At 70.3% G+C, this 20,907-nt stretch carries 15 protein-coding genes; 9 read left to right on the top strand and 6 right to left on the bottom strand.

Features of this window, described 5'->3' with window-relative positions; genetic code table 11:
- The first annotated feature begins 2 nt into the window (after positions 1-2).
- Entirely contained in the window at positions 3-227 is a 225-nt protein-coding gene (locus tag AC3WLE_RS00515; RefSeq protein WP_492316902.1) for a DUF2783 domain-containing protein, read from the top strand.
- Positions 228-368: 141 nt separating this feature from the next.
- Positions 369-1,727: an MFS transporter gene (locus AC3WLE_RS00510; RefSeq protein ID WP_492351063.1), complete on the top strand. Its 1,359-nt coding sequence runs from the start codon at positions 369-371 to the stop codon at positions 1,725-1,727.
- A gap of 55 nt (positions 1,728-1,782) precedes the next feature.
- On the opposite strand, the gene AC3WLE_RS00505 is transcribed toward AC3WLE_RS00510, so the two are convergent.
- Complete coding sequence (locus AC3WLE_RS00505) at positions 1,783-2,091, bottom strand: hypothetical protein (RefSeq protein ID WP_010814535.1); 309 nt, start codon at positions 2,089-2,091, stop codon at positions 1,783-1,785.
- 173 nt (positions 2,092-2,264) lie between these two features.
- On the opposite strand from AC3WLE_RS00505, the gene AC3WLE_RS00500 reads away from it, so the two are divergent.
- Both AC3WLE_RS00500 and AC3WLE_RS00495 read left to right on the top strand, forming a co-directional pair.
- Positions 2,265-2,486: a DUF2188 domain-containing protein gene (locus AC3WLE_RS00500; RefSeq protein WP_010814536.1), complete on the top strand. Its 222-nt coding sequence runs from the start codon at positions 2,265-2,267 to the stop codon at positions 2,484-2,486.
- Between the two features lie 63 nt (positions 2,487-2,549).
- Entirely contained in the window at positions 2,550-3,929 is a 1,380-nt protein-coding gene (locus AC3WLE_RS00495; protein WP_492316900.1) for an erythromycin esterase family protein, read from the top strand.
- Positions 3,930-3,958: 29 nt separating this feature from the next.
- Here AC3WLE_RS00495 and AC3WLE_RS00490 read toward each other — a convergent pair whose 3' ends face one another.
- The 5 genes from AC3WLE_RS00490 to AC3WLE_RS00470 form a co-directional block, all read right to left on the bottom strand.
- Entirely contained in the window at positions 3,959-4,231 is a 273-nt protein-coding gene (locus AC3WLE_RS00490) for a BON domain-containing protein (RefSeq protein ID WP_492316899.1), read from the bottom strand.
- Positions 4,232-4,263: 32 nt separating this feature from the next.
- Positions 4,264-4,830, bottom strand: a complete 567-nt coding sequence (locus AC3WLE_RS00485; RefSeq protein ID WP_492316898.1) for a BON domain-containing protein — start codon at positions 4,828-4,830, stop codon at positions 4,264-4,266.
- 44 nt (positions 4,831-4,874) lie between these two features.
- Positions 4,875-6,017, bottom strand: coding sequence for a flavodoxin family protein (locus AC3WLE_RS00480; RefSeq protein WP_492355730.1), 1,143 nt, complete (start codon positions 6,015-6,017; stop codon positions 4,875-4,877).
- A gap of 150 nt (positions 6,018-6,167) precedes the next feature.
- Positions 6,168-6,611 carry a PA2169 family four-helix-bundle protein gene (locus AC3WLE_RS00475; protein WP_492351061.1) on the bottom strand — a complete coding sequence of 148 codons (444 nt, stop codon included), beginning with the start codon at positions 6,609-6,611 and terminating at the stop codon, positions 6,168-6,170.
- 37 nt (positions 6,612-6,648) lie between these two features.
- On the bottom strand, positions 6,649-7,020 hold the full coding sequence (locus tag AC3WLE_RS00470; protein WP_492316895.1) for a hypothetical protein: 372 nt from the start codon (positions 7,018-7,020) through the stop codon (positions 6,649-6,651).
- A 342-nt stretch (positions 7,021-7,362) separates the two neighbouring features.
- Between AC3WLE_RS00470 and AC3WLE_RS00465 the strand changes: the two genes are divergently transcribed.
- From AC3WLE_RS00465 to malQ, 5 genes are read left to right on the top strand one after another with little or no spacing between them, the layout of a single operon-like run.
- On the top strand, positions 7,363-10,779 hold the full coding sequence (locus AC3WLE_RS00465) for a maltotransferase domain-containing protein (RefSeq protein ID WP_492355729.1): 3,417 nt from the start codon (positions 7,363-7,365) through the stop codon (positions 10,777-10,779).
- Between the two features lie 21 nt (positions 10,780-10,800).
- Positions 10,801-14,160, top strand: coding sequence for a maltose alpha-D-glucosyltransferase (treS, locus tag AC3WLE_RS00460; protein ID WP_492355728.1), 3,360 nt, complete (start codon positions 10,801-10,803; stop codon positions 14,158-14,160).
- A complete protein-coding gene (glgB, locus tag AC3WLE_RS00455; protein ID WP_492355727.1) occupies positions 14,157-16,427 on the top strand; it encodes a 1,4-alpha-glucan branching protein GlgB in 2,271 nt (756 codons plus the stop codon). The genes treS and glgB overlap by 4 nt, the downstream gene beginning before the upstream one ends.
- Complete coding sequence (glgX, locus tag AC3WLE_RS00450; protein ID WP_492355726.1) at positions 16,424-18,658, top strand: glycogen debranching protein GlgX; 2,235 nt, start codon at positions 16,424-16,426, stop codon at positions 18,656-18,658. The genes glgB and glgX overlap by 4 nt, the downstream gene beginning before the upstream one ends.
- Positions 18,655-20,904 (top strand): 4-alpha-glucanotransferase, encoded by a 2,250-nt coding sequence (malQ, locus tag AC3WLE_RS00445; RefSeq protein WP_492351056.1) that lies wholly within the window; start codon positions 18,655-18,657, stop codon positions 20,902-20,904. Before glgX ends, malQ begins: the two co-directional genes overlap by 4 nt.
- The last annotated feature ends 3 nt before the right edge of the window (positions 20,905-20,907 follow it).

Below are 20,907 nucleotides of genomic sequence, written 5' to 3'. Positions count from 1 at the left end.
CCGTGCCCAATATGCTCAACACCCAACCCAACCTGGCGCGTCCCGACGACTTCTACGAAGCGCTGATCGAGATGCACCGCGACCTCGACGAGGTACAAAGCCAGGCCGCCAATGCGCAGCTGATCCTGCTGCTGGCCAACCATATCGGCGACCACGATGTGCTGCTGGCCGCCATGGCCACCGCGCGCGAAGGCGTGACCGAAATGCCGGCCGCCACGCCAGCCTGACCCGACACAGGCGCGGCACCGCCGCGCCTGTGCTGTTCTTTTCCCGGCACCATCCCGGGCCAACGCGCGCAAGACGCTGCCCACTGGCGGAACCCTCCGGCTGCCCGCCGCCGCAGCCACCACCGTACGGAGACAACGTTCATGAGCCATCCGGTCTCAGGGGATCTTTCGTCCCTATCCAGCCTGACGTCCCCCACCCTGCCTCCCGCAGCACTGGCTGCGCACGATGAAGATGCGCTCTACCGCAAGGTCTGGCTGCGCATCATCCCGTTCCTGTTCGTCTGCTACGTGGTGTCGTTCCTGGACCGCATCAACATCGGCTTCGCCCAGTTGCAGATGAAGCAGGACCTCGGCTTCAGCGACGCCATGTACGGCCTGGGCGCTGCTGTCTTCTACGTCGGCTACGTGCTGTGCGAAGTGCCCAGCAACATGCTGCTGGCGCGCTTTGGCGCGCGGCGCACGTTCACGCGCATCATGGTGCTGTGGGGCCTGGCCTCGGTGGCGATGATGGCCGTCTCCACCCCGGCGCAGTTCTATACGCTGCGCTTCCTGCTGGGCGTGTTCGAAGCCGGCTTCTTCCCCGGCATCGTGCTCTACCTGACCTACTGGTTCCCGGCGCGCCGCCGCGCCGCGGTGATGGCGGTCTTCTTTGCCGGCGTGGCGGTGGCGGGTGTGCTGGGCGGGCTGGTGTCCGGCTGGATCATGCGCGACATGGCCGGCGTGCTCGGCCTGCAGGGCTGGAAGTGGATGTTTGCGATCGAGGGCGCGCCCGCGGTGCTGCTGGGCCTGCTGGCCGCGCGCTGCCTGGTGGATGGCCCGCAGCAGGCCGGCTGGCTGACCGACCGCGAACGCGCCCACCTGGCGCGCGACACCGCCGCGCAAGCACATGCCGGCGGCCATTCGCTGCACGCGTTGCGGCAGGTGCTGCGCAACCCGCGCGTGTACCTGTTCGCGTTTATCTATTTCTCGCTGACCTGTGGTTCGCTGGCGCTGAGCTTCTGGATGCCGCTGATGATCCGCGACTTCGGCATCACCGACGTGATGTCGGTCAGCCTGTATTCGGTGGTCCCCAATGCCGTGGGCGCGGTCGGCCTGCTCCTGATCGCGCGCCATTCCGACCGCACCGGCGAGCGCCACCGCCACTTCCTGCTGTGCACGGCAGGCGGCGCGCTGGCCCTGGCGGCGCTGACCCTGCACCTGCCCAGCCTGGCGCTGATGCTGGCCATCCTGTCGGTGGCCGCGGTGCTGATCTTTGCCGCGCTGCCGGTGTTCTGGTCGCTGCCGCCCAGCTACCTGCCGGGCGCGGGCACGGCCGCCGGCATCGCCTTCATCAGCAGCATCGGCATCACCAGCGGCATCGTCAGCCCGTGGGTGATCGGGCAGATCAAGACCCGGACCGGCAGCCTGGACCATGCGCTCTACCTGCTGGCGGCGCTGCTGCTGGCCAGCGGCCTGGCCATGTGGCTGGGCGTGCCAAGGCAGCCCGCGCGGCCGGCCTGAACCGGGCCGCAGGCATCGTCAAGACCGGAATGTCCGCACCCGCGGGGTGCGGCGTTCAGTGAGATCGGCCGCAGGGGATGACCGAGGCGATTTCCTCGCGCATCACCTCGACCACGTCGTCGATCTCCAGCCCTTCGGCCGTGACCAGCACGTCCTGGCCGCGGCCGATCGCGTAGACCACGCCGCGCCAGCGGCCGGGCTCGACGGCCTCGCACAGGCGGATATTGAATTCGGTGTCCTGATCCTGGCTATACACCGTCACCAGGTCGCCCACCTGGGGAGTGCGCACCGCTTCTCCGTCGAACGCCCGGGCCACCACGGTCACCGGCGACTGCGTCAGCCCCCTGGCAAATCTTGCACGCATGGTCCGCTCCTCTTTTTGCGATCCAAGTCCAGCTTACAAGAGGCCCGACAAATAACCAGGGATTTCCATCGAAAAGTGGAACCCGGTGCCCTTTGCGCCTGTCAGACGGCGCCGGATAGACAGCGCGCACAGATGCGCCACAATGAAAGCATCGATCATCGAGGAGACCCACCATGGGCAGCAACATACACGTCGTACCGCACGACGAAGGCTGGGATGTGATCCACGAGGGTGCGCGCTATGCAGAATCGCACCACGCCACCCAGGAAGAAGCAGTTGCGGCCGGCACCACGAAGGCGCAGAGCGAGCATGTCGAGCTGCTGATCCACGGCCGCGACGGCCAGATCCGCTCGCGCAGCAGTTTCGGCCACGATCCGCGCACCATTCCGGGCTGATCCCGGCCACGGGTCAGGCCCCGCTGAGGACTCCGGCGCTGTTATCCCGGATACCGATGCGACATGCCACACCACCGGGCTGACCCCCGCGCCGCCGCCGCGATTGCGGCCGCGGCGGTTCCGTTGCCGCCCATCGACGACCCGGCGGCAAGCCCGTTCCGCGGTCCGTTTGCCAATGCCACCGGCGTGCTGGCCGATTTGCTGGCCCGACACCGCGTGGTGCTGCTGGGCGAGAGCACGCATGGCACCGCCGAGTTCTATCATGCCCGCGCCGCGCTGACGGCGCACCTGGTGGCCCGGCACGGATTCCGCATCATCGCGGTCGAGGCAGACTGGCCAGATGCCGCGGCAGTCGACCGCCACGTGCGCGGCCGCCCGCCACAGCCGGCCGAATCACCCGGCGCAGCCTTTACACGCTTCCCGGTCTGGATGTGGCGCAACCTGGAGGTGGCGCGCTTTATCCGCTGGCTGCACACGCACAATGAAACCCTGGCGCCTGCGCAGCGCACTGGATTCTTCGGCCTCGATATCTACAGCCTGCGCGCTTCCATGGCTGCAGTGCTGGCCTACCTGGAGGGCGTAGATCCACAGGCCGCCCGAGCGGCGCGCGAGCGCTATGGCTGCCTGGAACCGTGGGGCAGGGATCCGGCGCGCTATGGGCGTGCCGTGCTGCACGGCACGCATGCCGACTGCGAGGATGCCGTCGTCGCACAGTTGCAGGCGCTGCTGGACAAGCGGCTGGCCTATGCCCGGGCGGGCCACGAGGACTTTCTCGATGCCGCGCAGAACGCGCGCCTGGTCGCTTCAGCCGAGCGCTACTACCGCGTGATGTATCACGGCAGCGACGACAGCTGGAACCTGCGCGACACACATATGTTTGAAACCCTGGCGCATCTGCTGCAGGCGCATGGCCCGCAAGCGCGCGCGGTGGTATGGGCGCACAACTCGCATATCGGGGATGCTTCGCAGACCGAGATGGGCGCCAGCCAGGGGCAGCTGAATATCGGCCAGCTGTGCCGCGAGTCCTTCGGCGACGCCGCCGCGCTGGTTGGCTTCAGCACTTACGACGGCACCGTCGCCGCGGCGACATCGTGGGACGGCCCGATGGAAATCAAGCAAGTGCGCCCTGCCCGTGCCGACAGCTACGAGCACCTGTTCCATGCGGCCGGCCATGCGCAAGCCTGGGTCGACCTGCGCGGCCCATCCGGCGCCGCCAACGGCGGCGTGCTGGCCGATGTGCGTCAGCTGCTGATGCCGGCCCGGCAGGAGCGCTTTATCGGGGTGATCTACCGCCCCGAGACCGAACTGCAGAGCCACTATGCGCGCGCCACGCTGCCGCGGCAATTCGATCTGCTGTTGTGGTTCGACCGTACGCGCGCGGTCCCGGCGCTGCCGGCGGAGCCCGCGCCGGGCGCGCCGGAGACCTGGCCTTACGGGCTCTGAAGTGGCCGCCTGGTCGCTTGTACGGAAGCTCATCCGCCGGTGCGGTCCGGCGCAACCTGGATGCGATTGACGATCTCGCGCACGCCGTCACAGCCGCGGACGCAGGCTTCGACTGCATCGCAATCGGCCTGCGCGCCGATCGCGCCGCGCAGCGTCACGCGGCCTTGCGCCACGTCCACGGCCACCTCGCTCACGTCGAGGCCGGCGTCCCACAGGCGCGAGCACAAGGCCGCCTGCAGCGCGATATCCGCTGCAGTCGCGGCATTGCCACGGGGATTGGCTGGGTTCGGGGAACCGGTCATGCGCGCACTCTCCCGTCCGTGGGAACAACGCCTCAGTAGGTACGCATGCCGTGGCCCGGATGCGCTTGCGCTGCGCCAGTGCGCGCCACGTGCAAGTGGTTGACCAGATCCTTCACGCCGAAAACCTCGTCGGCAATATCCTCGATCCGGTACTTCTGCAGCCGGTCCGGCACACTGCCCTCCAGCGTCACCACGCCCTGCTCGACCCGGACTTCGACATCGTTGAGGTCCAGCCGCGCGCTGCGCGAGAGCTGCTCGCACAGGTCTTCGAGAATGCGCTCGTCCGTGCGCTGGTAGTTGCGCGGCCCCACCGGACGCGCCCGCTGCGGCCCGCCCCGGTAGAGATCCATGCGCTCGTTGTAGCCGGTGAACTGGCGGTAAGGATCGGCCTGGCCCCGGGCGCGCGGCGCCGGCGCGTCCGGCGGCAAGCGCTCCGGGCGCCATTCCCAGGCCCCGCGGCGCCCGCCAGACTCGTCCGGGTCCACCGGCTCGTCATAGTCGTAGACCCCGTAGGCGCCCACGTAGTGACTGCGCATATCGGCTTCAGGCACCGCGCTCTCGTGCCATGGCTGGCCGCGCCAGTTGTCTCTGCGATCCATCGTCGTCTCCGCTTGCCCCGATTCGTCAATCAGTCTGCGTCCCGCTACTTCTGCCGCGGCGGCACCAGCCCGCGGTCCGGCGCGCGCAGTTCGCCCTTGCGCAACTGCCGCACCGCGCACGCCAGCGCGCGCGCCACGTTGTCCACTTCGCCCTGCACGCCAGTGTCTTGGTCCAGTGCCACGTGGCTGGTGGCATAGGGCTCGTAGTAGCCGATATACCGGTCCAGCCGCGCCTGCGGGCCCGCGTCGATCAGGCCCATCCAGTCGAGCCAGTCGGCCAGCGCGCGGCGCACGCCCTCGGTGCCGGCCACGTCGCCGTGCACCACCAGCCCGTAGGCGCGCCCGGACAGGTGCTTGGGATAGTCCCAGCCGGACAGCTCCATCGCCTTGGCGCGCACCACGTCCTTGCCATGCGTGCTGGTGGGATCGGGATTGCCGCCGTCGGCACAGACCAGCCGGTCCATCATCAGCTTCAGCGGGCTGGCGGCCTGGTACCAGTACACCGGCGTCACGATCAGCACGCCGTGGCAGGCCGCCCAGCGCGGATAGATTTCATTCATCCAGTCGTTGACCTGGCCCAGCGCATGGTTGGGATAGCAGCTGCACGGCCAGTGGCACAACGGCATTGCCGTCGACACGCACGCCTTGCACGGATGGATGCGCAGGTCGGCATCCGAAGCGAGGAGGCTCAGGTCGAGCAGGTCGACCTCGATGCCGTCCGCCTCCAGCCGTTCCCGTGCGCGCGCGGCCAGGCGCCAGGATTTCGATATCTCGCCCGGGCAGGTGTAGTCGTTGCGCGCCGCGGCGCACACCAGCAGCACGCGCGACGGCGTGGCGGGATCGGCCTGGCGCTCCTGTGCGCTCCGCACGGCCTCGCTGGCGGCGCGCCACTCGTCGGAGAGCTCGTAGTCCGGATCGGCATAGCCGGGCCCGGCCTTATGCGTGCGGGGTGCCTTGCGGCCTTCCTGATAGGCATCCCAGGCGATGTGTTCGAGGCGGTCCAGCGCCTCATCCTCCTGCCGGTATGCGGGATCCGCGAAGCGCGCAAGAAAGCGCTGGCGGAACGTGTCGCGCGCCAGGGGGGTGGTCACCTGGCCCTTGCGCACATCTTCCGGGTTGCCGGGATGGCGCGGCGCACGCGGCGCATCCTGCGATGGCCGGGCTGGCTTGGGCGGGTGCTCGGGCATGACGGTCTCCGTACGGGATGCATGTCCCGCAGACATGCAAGATGAGCGCCATCCCCGGGGGGCATGCATTGCGCGCGGCGCCCTGCGTGGCGGCCGGCCGCGCGTGCAATTCATTCGTTGCCTTGTAAGAAATGCGGTCTCGGCCGGCGGCTACGGGCTTGCCTGCGGCGTCCGGTACTGCTGCTGCAGCACGCGAAACAGCTCGTGGCTGACCTGCGCCCCACGGTACTGGCGGCGCACCACGGCGCGCAGGCGCGTGCCCAGCACCTGCGTGCGCAGGGCCCGCGCATAGCGCCGCTGCACGGCGTGCTCGCGCTTGCTGACCTCCTGCAGGATGGACCGGTCCGAGCCGTGCTTGCCGATCGCGCTTCCGGCCGACGCAGCCGGGGCTGCCGTCATGTCGGGCAGCTGCCCCAGGTCAAGCAGGCACGCCTGCAGCTCCCGCGCCGCTTGCGCAAACGCATTGGCGCGGCTGGTGAGCAGCGATTTCAGGTGGGGATTGGCCGCGGCCAGCGCTGCGCCGCGGCAGCCAAGCTCGCCTTCGCGCGATGCCGCGATCAGCGCATTGAGCAACAGGATCTTCTTCTTCGCCATGACACACCTGCCCTGGTCCGCGCGCGGACCCGTGAAGTCACCGATCGGGGCCGGCTGCCGCCGGCGGTTGCTCGCTCGCGCCGGACGTGCGCCGCACACCGGGCTCGTGCAAGGATAGCGGCTCGTTCCGCGCGCCGCCAGTGGCCGCAAGCGCGCGCTGCGAGGCGGGCGGCCACGCCTTGCGGGCCTCGCGCATGCCGCGCAGGTTCATCGCGATCAGTGCCAGCTGCAGGACCACCAGCGCCTTGGCGCCGCCGTGCCAGCCCCAGGCAATCCACAGCACGTTGCTGGCAAGGAAGACCCAGAAGCCGGCGCGCCGGCGCGCGCTCCGGCGTGAGCCGACCAGCCAGGTGGCCACCACCGTCACCACCATCGCCGGCCATTGCGCTGCCTCCAGCCACCAGTCCATGCGCCTCCTTCCGCGGCCTTCCCACCGTGCCGGGAACAACACGCGCTGCCAGAGAGCGGCAAGAAGCGTACCGGCTGGACACCGCGCTCGCATCGGCCCCATTGCCCTGCGCGTTCTTTCCATCGGCACGGGGCGCGCCGGTAGTTTTTACAAGCAGTAAGGCATCGCGCACATGAGATGCCGCGGCGCTTGCCCTTGAGGTGCCTTGGCTGGGCGCGCAATTGGAGACTGGCCGGGCGCGCTGGCACGCACTTCGCATGGCTGTGCCATCCCGCCGGCCGGCCGCAAGGCGCCGGACCGGGATTTTGTTGCTCCGTCGGAGCGAAACACCGGGAGGATTTTGTGCGGATCTGCCAGATCGACCTGACCGGAACGCCCGATGCCGATGAACACGCGCTCCAGCGCGTGGCGGCACTGGGCTTCGACCACGTACTGATCGGCGGCTGGCCGCACCTGCCCGGCGAAGACGCTTTCGCGGCTTGCGCCCGGCACGGGCTGGCCCCGCTGCTCGACATCTCACTGGACCGCTATGCGGTCGACCCCGCCGACGGCGCCGGGCCAGCTCCCGACCCTGGCTGGATCGACAGTGCGGTTCCTGCCTTCGCCCCACACGAGACCGACAGCCACATCCCCGGCGCGCGCCTGCGCTGGCATGACCAGCCCGCGGCCGAGGCGCTGGTGCAGTGGTGGGCGGCCCGGCTGCGCCAGGCCTGGGCGGCAGGCGCGGCGGGCTTCTGCTGCCGTGCGCCGGCACGCGTGCCCGGCAGGCATTGGGCCGCGCTGGCCGGCACGCTGCGCAGCGATGCCGTGCCGGCACAGGCGCGCGGTGCGCCATGCTTCCTGGCATGGACGCCGGGGCTGACGCCGGCACAACTGGATGAGCTGGCGCCCGCCGGCTTCGACGGCGCGTTCTGCTCGCTGCCGTGGTGGGATTTTCGCAGCCCCTGGCTGACCGAGGAAATCGCGCGCCTGCGCCCCTTCGGCCGGGTGCTGGCCGCCCCCGCGCTGACGCCGGCAAGCCATGACGCGCTCAGCGCGCGGCGTGCGCTGTGGACCGCCGCGGCGATCGGCGACGGCATCCTGGTGCCGGCCGGCTTCGAGACCGGCGGCGCGCTGGCACGCGACCCGCTGGCCGCGGATGGCGCCCCGCATCAGGGCGCGCCGTACGACATCACCCACGAGCTGCTGGAAACCAATACCTGGCTGGCTGCGCGCGATCCGGCGCCGGCACTGGCCGTGCGCCTGCTGAGCGGACCCGACGCGCCGCTGACGGTGCTGGCACGGCTGCCGGTGCCGGACGGCGCCTGCCCCGCTCCCGACGCGGCCGGCACCCGTAGCGACCCAGAGGTACCGGACGGTGCCCCCGCCCTGGCAGTGGTGCTCAATCCGGACCCCGCGGCGCCCGGCACGCTGGGCGCCGACCGCGTGCTGAGCGCGCTGCCGCACGCCAGCGCGCACCTGGAATCGTCACTGGGCGGTCCGGGCGGGACGGTCGATGCCAACCATCGGCTCGATGCGCTGGCCAGCATCACGCTGGCGCCGGCCGACATCCGCCTCTATGAAGTGCCACCGGTGCCCCTGACGCGGCCCGGCATGCCGGCAGCCGACGCGCGCGCGCCGCACGGCCATGAAACGCTGGCCGCCACCGGCCTGGGCAGCGTGGTGGCGGCGATGGAGGCCCCGCGCATCGCCATCGAGCACGTCGAACCCGCCTGCAACGAAGGCCGCTTCGCGGTGCGGCGCGTGGTGGGCGAGCGCGTGACCGTCAGTGCCGATATCTGGATGGATGGCCACGACAAGCTTGCCGCCACGGTGTTGTGGCGTGCGCCGGGCGAGACTGACTGGCACCAGGCGCCGATGCAGCCCGTGATCAACGACCGCTGGGAAGGCAGTTTCCCGCTGGTGGCGCTGGGACGGCATGAATTCACGGTCGAGGCCTGGCGCGACACCTTCGCCAGCTGGCTCGACGAAATCGGCAAGAAGCGCGCGGCCGGCCTCAACGTGGCGCTGGAGATCGAGGAAGGCGCGCGGCTGGTGGCCGATGCGCTGCTGCAGCCTGCCAGGAACGGGAAGCTGGGCAATGGCGGGAAGAACAGCCGGACGGCAACCGCGGACACCGAGCTCTCATCCATCGTCGACGAACTGATCACCGCCGCCGGCGATGACGCTCGCCGGCAGGAGATCCTGCTGTCGCCACGCACCGCGGCCGCGATGCAGGCGGTGATGGCAACCCCGGCGGGGCGCCCGTTTGCCTCGCGGCATCCGGTGGCCATGCCGGTCGAGGCCGATCGCCTGGCCGCGCGCTACGCCAGCTGGTACGAGCTGTTCCCGCGTTCGCAAAGCAACGACGAGACCCGCCACGGCACCTTCGACGATGTCATCGCCAGGCTGCCCGCGATTCGCGCGATGGGCTTCGACGTGCTCTACTTCACGCCGATCCACCCGATCGGCCGCACCCACCGCAAGGGCCGCAATAACAGCCTGCGTGCCGAGCCGGGCGATCACGGCAGCCCCTACGCCATCGGCGGCGCGGAAGGCGGCCACGATGCGCTGCATCCCGAGCTGGGCACCTTCGAAGACTTCCGCCGCCTGCGCGACGCGGCCGCTGCCCATGGCCTGGAGCTGGCGCTCGACTTTGCCATCCAGTGCTCACCCGACCATCCGTGGCTGAGGGACCACCCGGAGTGGTTTGCGCACCGCCCCGACGGTTCACTGCGCTATGCCGAGAACCCGCCCAAGAAGTACGAGGACATCGTCAACGTCGATTTCTACGCCGCGCCGCCCGCGGGCGCCGCGCTATGGCAGGCCCTGCGCGACGTGGTGATGTTCTGGGCCGACCAGGGCGTGCGCATCTTCCGCGTCGACAACCCGCACACCAAGCCGCTGCCGTTCTGGGAGTGGATGATCGCCGACGTGCGCGCGCGCCACCCCGACACCATCTTCCTGGCCGAGGCCTTCACCCGGCCCAAGATGATGGCGCGGCTGGCCAAGCTGGGCTTCAGCCAGTCGTACACGTACTTCACCTGGCGCAATGCCAAGTGGGAGCTGACCGAATACCTGACCGAGCTGACGCAAAGCCCGCTGCGCGACTTCTTCCGGCCGCACTTCTTCGTCAACACCCCTGACATCAACCCCTACTTCCTGCACCAGGGCGGGCGCCCCGCGTTCCTGATCCGCGCGGCGCTGGCCACGCTGCTGTCGGGGCTGTGGGGCATGTACAGCGGCTTCGAGCTGTGCGAGAGCGCGCCCTTTGTGCTGAACGGCAAGGTGCGCGAGGAATACCTCGATTCCGAGAAATACCAGCTGCGCGTGCGCGACTGGCAGCAGCCCGGCAATATCGTTGCGGAGATCTCACGGCTCAACGAGATCCGCGCCGGGCACCCGGCGCTGCAGAACCACCTGGGGCTGCGCTTCTACCATGCCGGCAGCGACGCCGTGCTGTGGTTCGCGCGCTTCATGCCGGGCACCGACTACCTGTTCGGCGACGACGTGCTGCTGGCCGCGATCAACCTGGACCCGCGCACGGCGCACGAGACCGATATCGAAATCCCGTTGTGGGAATGGGGGCTGCCCGACCAGGCCGGCCTGGCGGTGCACGACCTGATGCACGGCCGGCGCTTCGAGCTGCGCGGCAAGCACCAGCGCATCCGGCTCGATCCGGCGCAACTGCCCTTCACGGTCTGGCATGTGCGCCCGCTTGAGCGTCCCGCCCCCCGCCCACCCGCGGCGCCGGCCTCGACCGACCCGCACGGCGCCTGACAGGCATACGTGGAGACACGGATGAAACGCCTTACCGAAACCGGCAGTGCCGCCCTGCTCAACGCCGATCCGCTCTGGTACAAGGACGCGATCATCTACCAGCTCCACATCAAGTCCTTCTACGACGCCAACGGCGACGGCGTGGGCGATTTTGCCGGGTTGCTGGCCAAGCTCGACTACCTGGTCAACCTGGGCGTGGACACGGTCTGGCTGCTGCCGTTCTATCCGTCGCCGCGGCGCGACGACGGCTACGACATCGCCGACTACCGCAACGTCCACCCCGACTACGGCACGCTGGCCGAGGCGCGCCGCTTTATCGCCGCGGCGCACGCGCGCGGGCTGCGCGTGATCACCGAGCTGGTGATCAATCACACCTCCGACCAGCATCCGTGGTTCCAGCGCGCGCGCGCCGCCAAACCCGGCTCGGCGGCGCGGCGCTACTACGTGTGGTCGGACCATGACCAGGCCTACGCCGGCACCCGCATCATCTTCTGTGACACCGAGAAGTCCAACTGGAGCTGGGACCCGGTGGCCGGCGCCTACTTCTGGCACCGCTTCTACTCGCACCAGCCGGACCTGAACTTCGACAACCCGCAGGTGCTCAACGAGGTGCTGTCGGTGATGCGCTACTGGCTCGACATGGGCGTCGACGGGCTGCGCCTGGACGCGGTGCCCTACCTGGTCGAGCGCGAAGGCACCAGCAACGAGAACCTGCCCGAGACCCATGCCGTCATCCGCCATATCCGCGCCCACCTGGACGCGCGCTTCCCCGGCCGCATGCTGCTGGCAGAAGCCAATATGTGGCCCGAGGACGCGCAGCAGTACTTCGGCCTGACCGGCCCGGAGCCGGAAGGCGACGAATGCCACATGGCCTTCCACTTCCCGCTGATGCCGCGCATGTACATGGCAATCGCGCGCGAAGACCGCTTCCCGATCACCGACATCATGCGCCAGACGCCGGAGGTGCCGCCCAACTGCCAGTGGGCCATCTTCCTGCGCAACCATGACGAACTGACGCTGGAGATGGTGACCAGCAGCGAGCGCGACTACCTGTGGGAGGTCTACGCCACGGACCGGCGCGCGCGCATCAACCTGGGCATCCGCCGCCGGCTGGCGCCGCTGATGGAGCGCGACCGCCGCCGCATCGAGCTGATGAACAGCCTGCTGTTCTCGATGCCGGGCACGCCGGTGATCTACTACGGCGACGAGATCGGCATGGGCGACAACATCCACCTGGGCGACCGCGACGGAGTGCGCACGCCGATGCAGTGGTCGCCCGACCGCAACGGCGGCTTCTCGCACGCCGACCCCGAGCGCCTGGTGCTGCCGCCGCTGCAGGGCCCGCTGTATGGCTACGAAGCCGTCAACGTCGAGGCGCAGGCGCGCGACCCGCATTCGCTGCTGAACTGGATGCGGCGCATGCTGGCGCTGCGGCGCAAGCACCGCGCCTTCGGCCGCGGCACGCTGCGCTTCCTGTTTCCGGGCAACCGCAAAATCCTGGCCTACCTGCGCGAATACGAGGACGAGCACATCATGTGCGTGGCCAACCTGTCGCGCGCGCCGCAGGCCGTCGAACTGGACCTGTCCGCCTTCAACGGCCGCGTGCCGGTGGAGATGATGGGCGCCACGCCGTTCCCGGCCATCGGCACGCTGACCTACCTGCTGACGCTGCCGCCTTATGGCTTCTACTGGTTCGTACTCAGTGACGAGGCGCAGCCCCCGTCATGGCACGTGGAAGCACCCGAGCAGATGCCGGACCAGATCACCCTGGTGATGCAGAACACGAGCCGGCCGGAGCTGACCGACGCCTCGCGCCGCATCATGGCCAGCGACGTGCTGCCGCACTACATCAGCCGGCGCCGCTGGTTCGGCGCCAAGCACGAGCGCATCGAGCGCATCGAACCGGCGTACCTGCTGCCATTTGCGCGCGGCAGCAGCGGCGAAGATGTCTACCTGGGCGAGGTCGAGGTGACCCTGCCTGGCCGCACCGAACGCTACCAGCTGCCGCTGGGCATCCTGTGGGACCGCGAGAGCGCCGACAGCGTGTCGCAGCTGGCACATGGACTGTCGATGGCGCGCGTGCGCCAGGGCAGCCGCGTGGGGCTGGCCACCGACGGTTTCGTGGTCGAGCCCTTTGCGCGCGAGGTGGTGCGCGCGCTGCGCAATGACGTGCAGATGCACGCCGGCAACGACATCATCCACTTCCGCGCCGAAGCCGGCCTGGCCGCGCTGGAACTGGAGCGCGACCCGATCGAATACATGTCGGCCGAGCAGTCCAACAGCTCGCTGTCCTACAACAACACCGCCGTGCTCAAGATGGTGCGCCGGGTCTCTGGCGGCATCCACCCCGAGGCCGAGATGACGCGCTACCTGACCGCGCAGGGCTATGCGCACGCGGCGCCGCTGCTGGGCGAGGTGGTGCGCACCGGACCGGATGGCGTGCCGCATACGCTGCTGCTGCTGCAGGGCTATGTCCTGAACCAGGGCAATGGCTGGGACTGGACCCTGGACTACCTGGGCCGCGCCATCGATGACGCGCTGCCCTCGCAGGAGAGCGAGGACGAGTTTGCCGAGGCCATGAACGGCTACGCCGCGCTGGCTGGCACGCTCGGCCGCCGGCTGGCCGAGCTCCATGCGGTGCTGGCACGGCCCAGCGGCGACGACGCCTTCGCGCCGCTGCCGGCCACCGCAGGCGATGCGCGCGCGTGGGCCGAGCAAGCCCTGCGTGCGCTGCAGCGCGCGCTGACGCGGCTGGAGTCCGCGCCCGCCACCGTGCCGGGACCGGTGCGCCAGGGCTTCGAGGCCGACGTGCAGACCCTGCTGGCCGCGCGCGACGCGCTGCCCGCGCTGGTCGAACAGCTCGCCGCTGCCGCGCCGGGCAGCCTGCAGACACGCATCCACGGCGACTTCCATCTGGGCCAGGTGCTGATTGCGCAGAACGACACCTACCTGGTCGACTTCGAAGGCGAGCCCGGCCTGCCGCTGGACTGGCGCCGGCGCAAGACCTCGCCGCTGCGCGATGTGGCCGGGCTGCTGCGCTCGCTGGACTACGCCGCGGCCACGGTCGGCACCGACCGCCAGGAGCGCACCCACAGCGAACTGCCGCCGCAGCTGGCCGAACGCCGCGCGGTGCTGCTGGAGCGCTTCCGCAGCACCGCCAGCGAAGCCTTCCTGAACTCCTACCACCTGCACATGCAGGACTCGGGCACACCCTGGGTCGCGCCCGGCCAGCTGCAGCCATTGCTGGACCTGTTCCTGCTGGAACGGGCAGCCTATGAGGTCGACTACGAAGCCGCCAACCGCGTGGCGTGGATCGACCTGCCGGTCAGCGGCCTGGCGCGCCTGCTGCGCAAAGTGCTGGCGCCGGGAGACCAGCCATGAGCCCCGCCCATGGCACCCAACCCGGCATGCTGCCGGGCCACGAGCTCGAGGCCCTGCTTGGTGCGCGCCACCATGACCCGTTTGCGGTGCTGGGTCCGCACCCTGACGGCAACGGCACGCTGGTGCGCGCCTGCCTGCCAGGGGCGGCGTCGGTGCAGCTGACCGATGCCGGCGGCACGCCACTGGCGGAGATGGCGCAGCTCCATGGCGGCGGCGTCTTCGCCGCGCGGCTGCCGCGCGAATACAAGGGCAGTGCGCCCGATTACCGGCTGCGCGTGCAATGGTCCGACGGCACCGCGCAGTGCAGCGCCGACCCTTATGCCTTTGGCCTGCTGCTGGGCGAACTGGACCTGCACCTGATCGCCGAGGGCCGCCACTTCGAGCTGGGCGCCTGCCTGGGCGCGCAGTGCCAGCGCGTGGACGGCATCGACGGCGTGCGCTTTGCCGTGTGGGCGCCGAACGCGCAGCGGGTCTCGGTGATCGCTGACTTCAACGGCTGGCACCCGGCGCGGCACCCGATGCGGCTGCGCCACCCCAGCGGCATCTGGGAGCTGTTCATCCCCGCCGCGCTGGGCGCGCAGCCCGGCAGCCGCTACAAGTACGACCTGCTCGACCCGCACGGCACCGAGCTGCCGGACAAGGCCGACCCGCTCGCGCTGGCCACCGAGGCGCCCCCCGCCACCGCCTCGGTGGTGGCCGGACCGGACCAGGGCGCGCCCCCCTTCGCCTGGCATGACGCCGACTGGATGGCGCGCCGCGGCGGCACCGATGCCTATGCCGCGCCGATGTCCGTCTATGAAATCCATGCCCTGTCGTGGCTGCGGGCGGCCAACGACCCGCAACGCGGCTGGGAAATCCTGGCCGAGAGGCTGGTGCCGTACGTGCAGGAACTGGGCTTTACCCATATCGAGCTGCTGCCCATCACCGAGCACCCGTTTGGCGGCTCGTGGGGCTACCAGCCGCTGTCGCTGTATGCTCCCACCGCGCGGCTGGGGCCGCCGCAGGCCTTCGCCGCGTTTATCGACCGCTGCCACCAGGCCGGCATCGGCGTGATCCTGGACTGGGTGCCCGCGCATTTCCCGACCGATCCGCACGGGCTGGCGCGCTTCGACGGCACCGCGCTGTACGAGCACGAGGACCCGCGCGAGGGCTTCCACCAGGACTGGAACACCCTGATCTACAACCTCGGCCGCAACGAGGTGCGCGGCTTCCTGCTGGCCGGCGCGCTGCACTGGCTGGAGCACTTCCACGCCGACGGCCTGCGCGTGGACGCGGTGGCATCCATGCTCTACCGCGACTACAGCCGCGAGCCCGGCCAGTGGGTGCCGAACCGCTTCGGCGGCCGGGAAAACCTGGAAGCCGTCGACTTCCTGCGCGAACTGAACGCCGTGGTCCACGAACGCTGCCCCGGTGCGCTGACCATCGCCGAAGAATCCACCGCCTGGCCCGGCGTGACCGCCAGCGTCGCCAGCGGCGGGCTTGGCTTCGACTTCAAGTGGAACATGGGCTGGATGCACGACACGCTGCATTATCTCGGACACGAGCCCGTCCATCGCGCCTGGCACCACCAGGACATGACCTTCGGGCTGGTCTATGCGTGGTCCGAGGCCTTCGTGCTGCCGCTGTCGCATGACGAGGTGGTGCACGGCAAGGCCTCGATGATCGGCAAGGTGCCCGGCGACGAGTGGCAGCGATTTGCCGGCCTGCGCGCCTACTACGGCTTCATGTGGGCGCACCCGGGCAAGAAGCTGCTGTTCATGGGCGGCGAACTGGCGCAGTGGCAGGAATGGAACCACGATGCCGAGCTTGACTGGGCCTTGCTGGACCACCCCATGCACCGCGGCATGCACACGCTGGTGCGGGACCTGAACCGCCTCTACCGGGAGCTGCCCGCGCTGCATGCGCTGGACCACCGCCCCGAAGGCTTCCAGTGGGTGGTGGGCGACGACAACCATAACAGCGTGTTTGCGTGGCTGCGCCGCGCGGGCCCATACAGCCGCGAAGTGGTGCTGGTGGTGGTCAACATGACCCCGGTGCCGCGCTATGGTTACCGGCTCGGGGTGCCGTATGCCGGCGCCTGGCAGGAATGCCTGAATACCGATGCCGCCGTGTATGGCGGCAGCAATGTCGGCAACAGCGGCGCGGTAGCGGCAGTGGACGTGCCTTCGCACGGGCAGCCGGCTTCGCTCGCGCTGACGCTGCCGCCGCTGGCCACGCTGGTGCTGCGCTTCGATCCGGGTGGCGGCATCCAGGGCGCATCGACATGAGCCGACAGTTCGCGGACCGGCTGCTGCCGGGCAGGCCGTATCCCCTCGGGGCCCACTGGGACGGCCTGGGTGTCAATTTCGCGGTGTTCTCGGCCCATGCCTCGCGCATCGACCTGTGCCTGTTCTCCGACAACGGGCGCAAGGAGCTGGCGCGCCTGCGGCTGCCGGAATGCACCGACGAGATCTGGCACGGCTACCTGCCCGATGCCGCGCTCGGCACCCTGTACGGCTACCGCGCGCACGGCCCCTACGATCCCCCGCACGGCCACCGCTTCAACCCGCACAAGCTGCTGCTGGACCCGTATGCGCGCCAGTTGAGCGGCCCGGTGCGCTGGTCCGATGCGCTGTTCGGCTACCGCCTGCAAAGCGCGCGCGGCGACCTGACTCCGGACCGCCGCGACAGCGCCCCCACCATGCCCAAGGCGGTGGTGGTCGACGAGAGCTTCCACTGGGGCGACGACCGCCCGCCCGCGGTGCCGTGGCCGTCCACCGTCATCTATGAAGCCCACCTGCGGGGCCTGTCGATGCTGCGCGGTGACCTGCTGCCCAACCTGCGCGGTTCCTTCGCCGCGCTGTGCGACCCGCGCTTTATCGACCACCTGGTGCAGCTCGGCATCACCACCGTCGAGCTGCTGCCGGTCCACGCCATCCTGCAGGACCGCTTCCTGCTGGAGCGCGGACTGCGCAACTACTGGGGCTACAACACCATGGCGTACTTCGCGCCGGAGCCCGCCTACCTGGGCACCGGGCAACTGCAGGAGTTCAAGGTGGCGATGCGGCGCCTGCACGCGGCCGGCATCGAAGTGATCCTGGACGTGGTCTACAACCATACCTGCGAGGGCAACGAGCTGGGACCGACGGTGTCGTGGCGCGGGCTGGACAACGCCAGCTACTACCGGCTGGTGCCGGGCGACGAGCGCCACTACATCAACGACACCGGCTGCGGCAATACGCTCAACCTGTCGCATCCGCGCGTGCTGCAGATGGTGATGGACTCGTTGCGCTACTGGGTCCACTGCTACCACGTCGATGGCTTCCGCTTCGACCTGGGCACCACCCTGGGGCGCGAGGGCAACGGTTTCGATGCGGGCTCGGGCTTTTTCGATGCACTGATGCAGGATCCGGTGCTGAGCCGCGTCAAGCTGATCTCCGAGCCGTGGGACCTGGGCCCGGGCGGCTACCAGCTTGGCAACCACCCGCCCGGCTTTGCCGAGTGGAACGACAAGTTCCGCGACGTGGCGCGCCGCTTCTGGCGCGGCGACGCCGGCCACCGCGGCGAGCTGGCGGCGCGGCTGGCGGCCTCGGCCGACCTCTTCGACCGCCGCCACCGGCGCCCCTGGGCCAGCATCAACTTCATCACCGCGCACGACGGCTTCACGCTGGCCGACCTGGTCAGCTACAGCAGCAAGCACAACGAGGCCAACGGCGAAGACAACCGCGACGGCACCGACGACAACGCCAGCGCCAACTGGAGCCCCGACGGCAGCATCGAAGGCCCCACCGACGACCCCGCCATCCTGGCCTGCCGCGCGCGCGTGGCGCAGGCACTGATGGCCACGCTGCTGCTGTCGCAGGGCACGCCGATGCTGACCGCCGGCGATGAATGGGGCCGCAGCCAGCAAGGCAACAACAACGCCTACTGCCAGGACGACGAGATCTCGTGGCTGGACTGGAAGCAGGCCCAGACCCCCGGCGCGCAGCCGCTGCAGCACATGGTGCGCCGCCTGCTGGCCCTGCGCCGGCGGCTGCACTCCCTGGCCGGCGACCGCTTCGCGCACGGGCGCGAGGAACCGGCGCAGGGCATTGCCGATATTGCCTGGTTCGATACCGACGGCAAGCCGCCCACCCCCGAGGAATGGGCCGACCCGGAGACCCGCACGCTCGCGCTGCGCCGCGCGGCCGCGCCGCCCCAACCGGAGCGCGCGCAGCTGGGCTCGCTGGCGCAGGACGAAGAGAGCGATGCCGGCGCCGTGCAGGTAACCTTGCTGCTGCTCAACGCCGGCGATGCCGAGGCCTCCTTCCTGCTGCCCGGGCCCGCACTGGCCTGGACACTGCTGTTCGACAGCAGCCGGCCCGACGCCACCGAGGCCGAACTCGCGGGCGAGGCGGTCGCCGACAGCCAGGCGGTGGCGGGCCACTCGCTGGTGCTGCTGGCGGCCCAGGCCCGCAGCCGCCAGAGCGCGCCCCAGGAAAGCCCGCCGCTGGGCGCGCCGCAGGAGGCACAGGCATGAGCCGGCGCGCCACCCGCCACGACACGCCCACGCCGCTGCATGCGCTGGCACTGCGCGCGGGCCTGCTGCCCCGGTGGACGGATGCCTGGAACCAGCCCCAGACTGTGTCCGACGCCGCACTGCGGCGCGTGCTGGACGGCCTGGGCCTGCCTTGCGCCACCACTGGCCAGTGCGAAGCGTCGCGCGCATGGCTTGCCTCCGATGACGCCGCGCATGCACTGCCGCCGCTGGTCACCGCCGAGCGCGGCAAGCCGGTGGCGGTGCCGTGGCCACATACCCTGCCGCAGCGGTCCTACCGGCTGACGCTGGAAGACGGCGCCATCGTCACCGGCACCGCGGTGCGTGGCAACGACGGCAGCGCGCGCGACAGCGACGGCACCATGCTGCTGCCCGCCATCGACGTATGCGGCTACCACCGCCTGGAACTCGGCGATGCGCACACCGTGCTGGCGATCGCGCCGCCGCGCTGCTACGGCGTTGCCGATGCGCTGCGGCACGCCGGCCGCGCGGGCGAACTGACCCGGCCCTGGGGCCTGGCAGTGCAGCTCTACGGCCTGCGCCGCGGCGCGCCCTGCGGCCTGGGCGACCTGAGCGCGCTGACCCAGTGCTGCATCAGCGCGGCTGGCGCCAGCGCCGACGCCGTCGCCATCAACCCACTGCACGCCGGCTTTGCCGCGCTGCCCGAGCGCTATAGCCCGTATGCGCCGTCCAGCCGCCTGTTCCTGAATCCGCTCTATGCCGACCCCGCCGTGCAATTCGGGCAGGCCGCGGTAGACTGGGCCGTCGCCGCGCTCGGCGCGGGCGCGTCGCTGCAAGCGCTGGAAGCCCGCAGCGAGATCGACTGGGTCAAGCTGACGCCGCTGCGCTACGCCATCCTGCGGTGGCTATGGGAGCGCAGCGATGCGCTGCTGCCGCGCGCGGCGCTCGATGACTGCGCCGCCTTTCGCGCGCGCGGCGGCACCGCCTTGCACGCGCACGCCTGCTACGAGGCCATCCAGGCCCAGCGCCTGGCCGACAGCGCCAACGGCATGAACCACAACCCCGCGCCTGACTGGCGCTGCTGGCCGGTGACGCTGCGCGCGCCCGGCGATGCCGCCGTGGCGGCCTTTGCACAGGCCCATGCCGATGAGGTCGCCTACCACGCTTTCCTGCAATGGATTGCGGCCGACGGCATGGCACGCGCGCAGCGTGCGGCGCGCGGCGCTGGCATGGCGGTCGGCATCGTCTCCGACCTGGCGGTGGGGGCCGACCCTGGCGGCAGCCAGGCCTGGACGCGGCAACAGGAAATCCTGGCGGGCTTCCATGCCGGCGCACCGCCGGACCTGTACAACCCGCTCGGGCAGGACTGGGGCGTGGCGGTGTTCTCGCCGCGCGGGCTGCGCCGCCGCGGCTACGCGGCCTTCCTGGAGATGCTGCGCGCCAACCTGGCCCATGCCGGCGGGCTGCGCATCGACCATGTGCTGGGCCTGGCACGCATGTGGCTGGTGCCTGCCGGTGCCCCGGCCAGTGAAGGCGCCTACCTGCGCTATCCGCTGCAGGACATGTTGCGGCTGGTGGCGCTGGAATCATGGCGGCACCGCGCCATCATCATCGGCGAAAACCTGGGCACGGTGCCGCCGGAGCTGAATGCGGCGCTGTCGGCCCGTGGCGTGCTGGGCATCGATGTGCTGTGGTTCCAGCGCGAGGAGAGCGCGCCAGTGGATGCGGCCGAGGCAGCTCAGCGGGTGCCCGCCCCGGCGCCCGACACCGTGCCCGCCTTCCTGCCTCCCGCAGCCTGGCCGCCCGATGCCATCGCCACCACCTCGACCCACGACCTCCCCACAGTCACCGGCTGGTGGGCCGGCCGCGACCTTGCGTGGCGCGACCGGCTGCACCTGCTGGCGCCCGGCGAAACCCTCGCGGCGATGCAGGCCGGCCGTGCGCGCGAGCGCGGCGCGCTCTGGCAGGCGCTGTGCGCAGCGCGGCTGTGCAGCGGCGCCGTGCCGGACCCCGCCGATGCCCCGCTCGATGCCGTGCTGGCGTGGCTCGGCACCGCGCGCACCGCCATGCGCCTGGTGCCGCTGGAAGACCTGCTGGGCGAGGCCGAGCAGCCCAACCTGCCCGGCACCACCAGCGTCCATCCCAACTGGCAGCGCCGGCTCGATGCCGATGTACGTGCGCTGTTCGATACCCCGGCGGTGCAGGCGCGAGCCGACGCCTTGCGCGGCGGCCGCCACGGCGCACGCCATCCGCCGCCACGCGCGTAGCCA

The organism is Cupriavidus sp. FW306-1B-F12B, assembly GCF_058781795.1.
The sequence above is the reverse complement of the archived record's forward strand: the minus strand, read 5'-3'. Positions and strand labels throughout refer to the sequence as shown.

Bases quoted from the DNA above. Each gene is read 5' to 3' on its own strand.
- AC3WLE_RS00510 (WP_492351063.1), top strand. From the start codon at position 369: ATGAGCCATCCGGTCTCAGGGGATCTTTCGTCCCTATCCAGCCTGACG.
- AC3WLE_RS00505 (WP_010814535.1), bottom strand. From the start codon at position 2,091: ATGCGTGCAAGATTTGCCAGGGGGCTGACGCAGTCGCCGGTGACCGTG.
- AC3WLE_RS00500 (WP_010814536.1), top strand. From the start codon at position 2,265: ATGGGCAGCAACATACACGTCGTACCGCACGACGAAGGCTGGGATGTG.
- AC3WLE_RS00495 (WP_492316900.1), top strand. From the start codon at position 2,550: ATGCCACACCACCGGGCTGACCCCCGCGCCGCCGCCGCGATTGCGGCC.
- AC3WLE_RS00490 (WP_492316899.1), bottom strand. From the start codon at position 4,231: ATGACCGGTTCCCCGAACCCAGCCAATCCCCGTGGCAATGCCGCGACT.
- AC3WLE_RS00485 (WP_492316898.1), bottom strand. From the start codon at position 4,830: ATGGATCGCAGAGACAACTGGCGCGGCCAGCCATGGCACGAGAGCGCG.
- AC3WLE_RS00480 (WP_492355730.1), bottom strand. From the start codon at position 6,017: ATGCCCGAGCACCCGCCCAAGCCAGCCCGGCCATCGCAGGATGCGCCG.
- AC3WLE_RS00475 (WP_492351061.1), bottom strand. From the start codon at position 6,611: ATGGCGAAGAAGAAGATCCTGTTGCTCAATGCGCTGATCGCGGCATCG.
- AC3WLE_RS00470 (WP_492316895.1), bottom strand. From the start codon at position 7,020: ATGGACTGGTGGCTGGAGGCAGCGCAATGGCCGGCGATGGTGGTGACG.
- treS (WP_492355728.1), top strand. From the start codon at position 10,801: ATGAAACGCCTTACCGAAACCGGCAGTGCCGCCCTGCTCAACGCCGAT.
- glgB (WP_492355727.1), top strand. From the start codon at position 14,157: ATGAGCCCCGCCCATGGCACCCAACCCGGCATGCTGCCGGGCCACGAG.
- glgX (WP_492355726.1), top strand. From the start codon at position 16,424: ATGAGCCGACAGTTCGCGGACCGGCTGCTGCCGGGCAGGCCGTATCCC.
- malQ (WP_492351056.1), top strand. From the start codon at position 18,655: ATGAGCCGGCGCGCCACCCGCCACGACACGCCCACGCCGCTGCATGCG.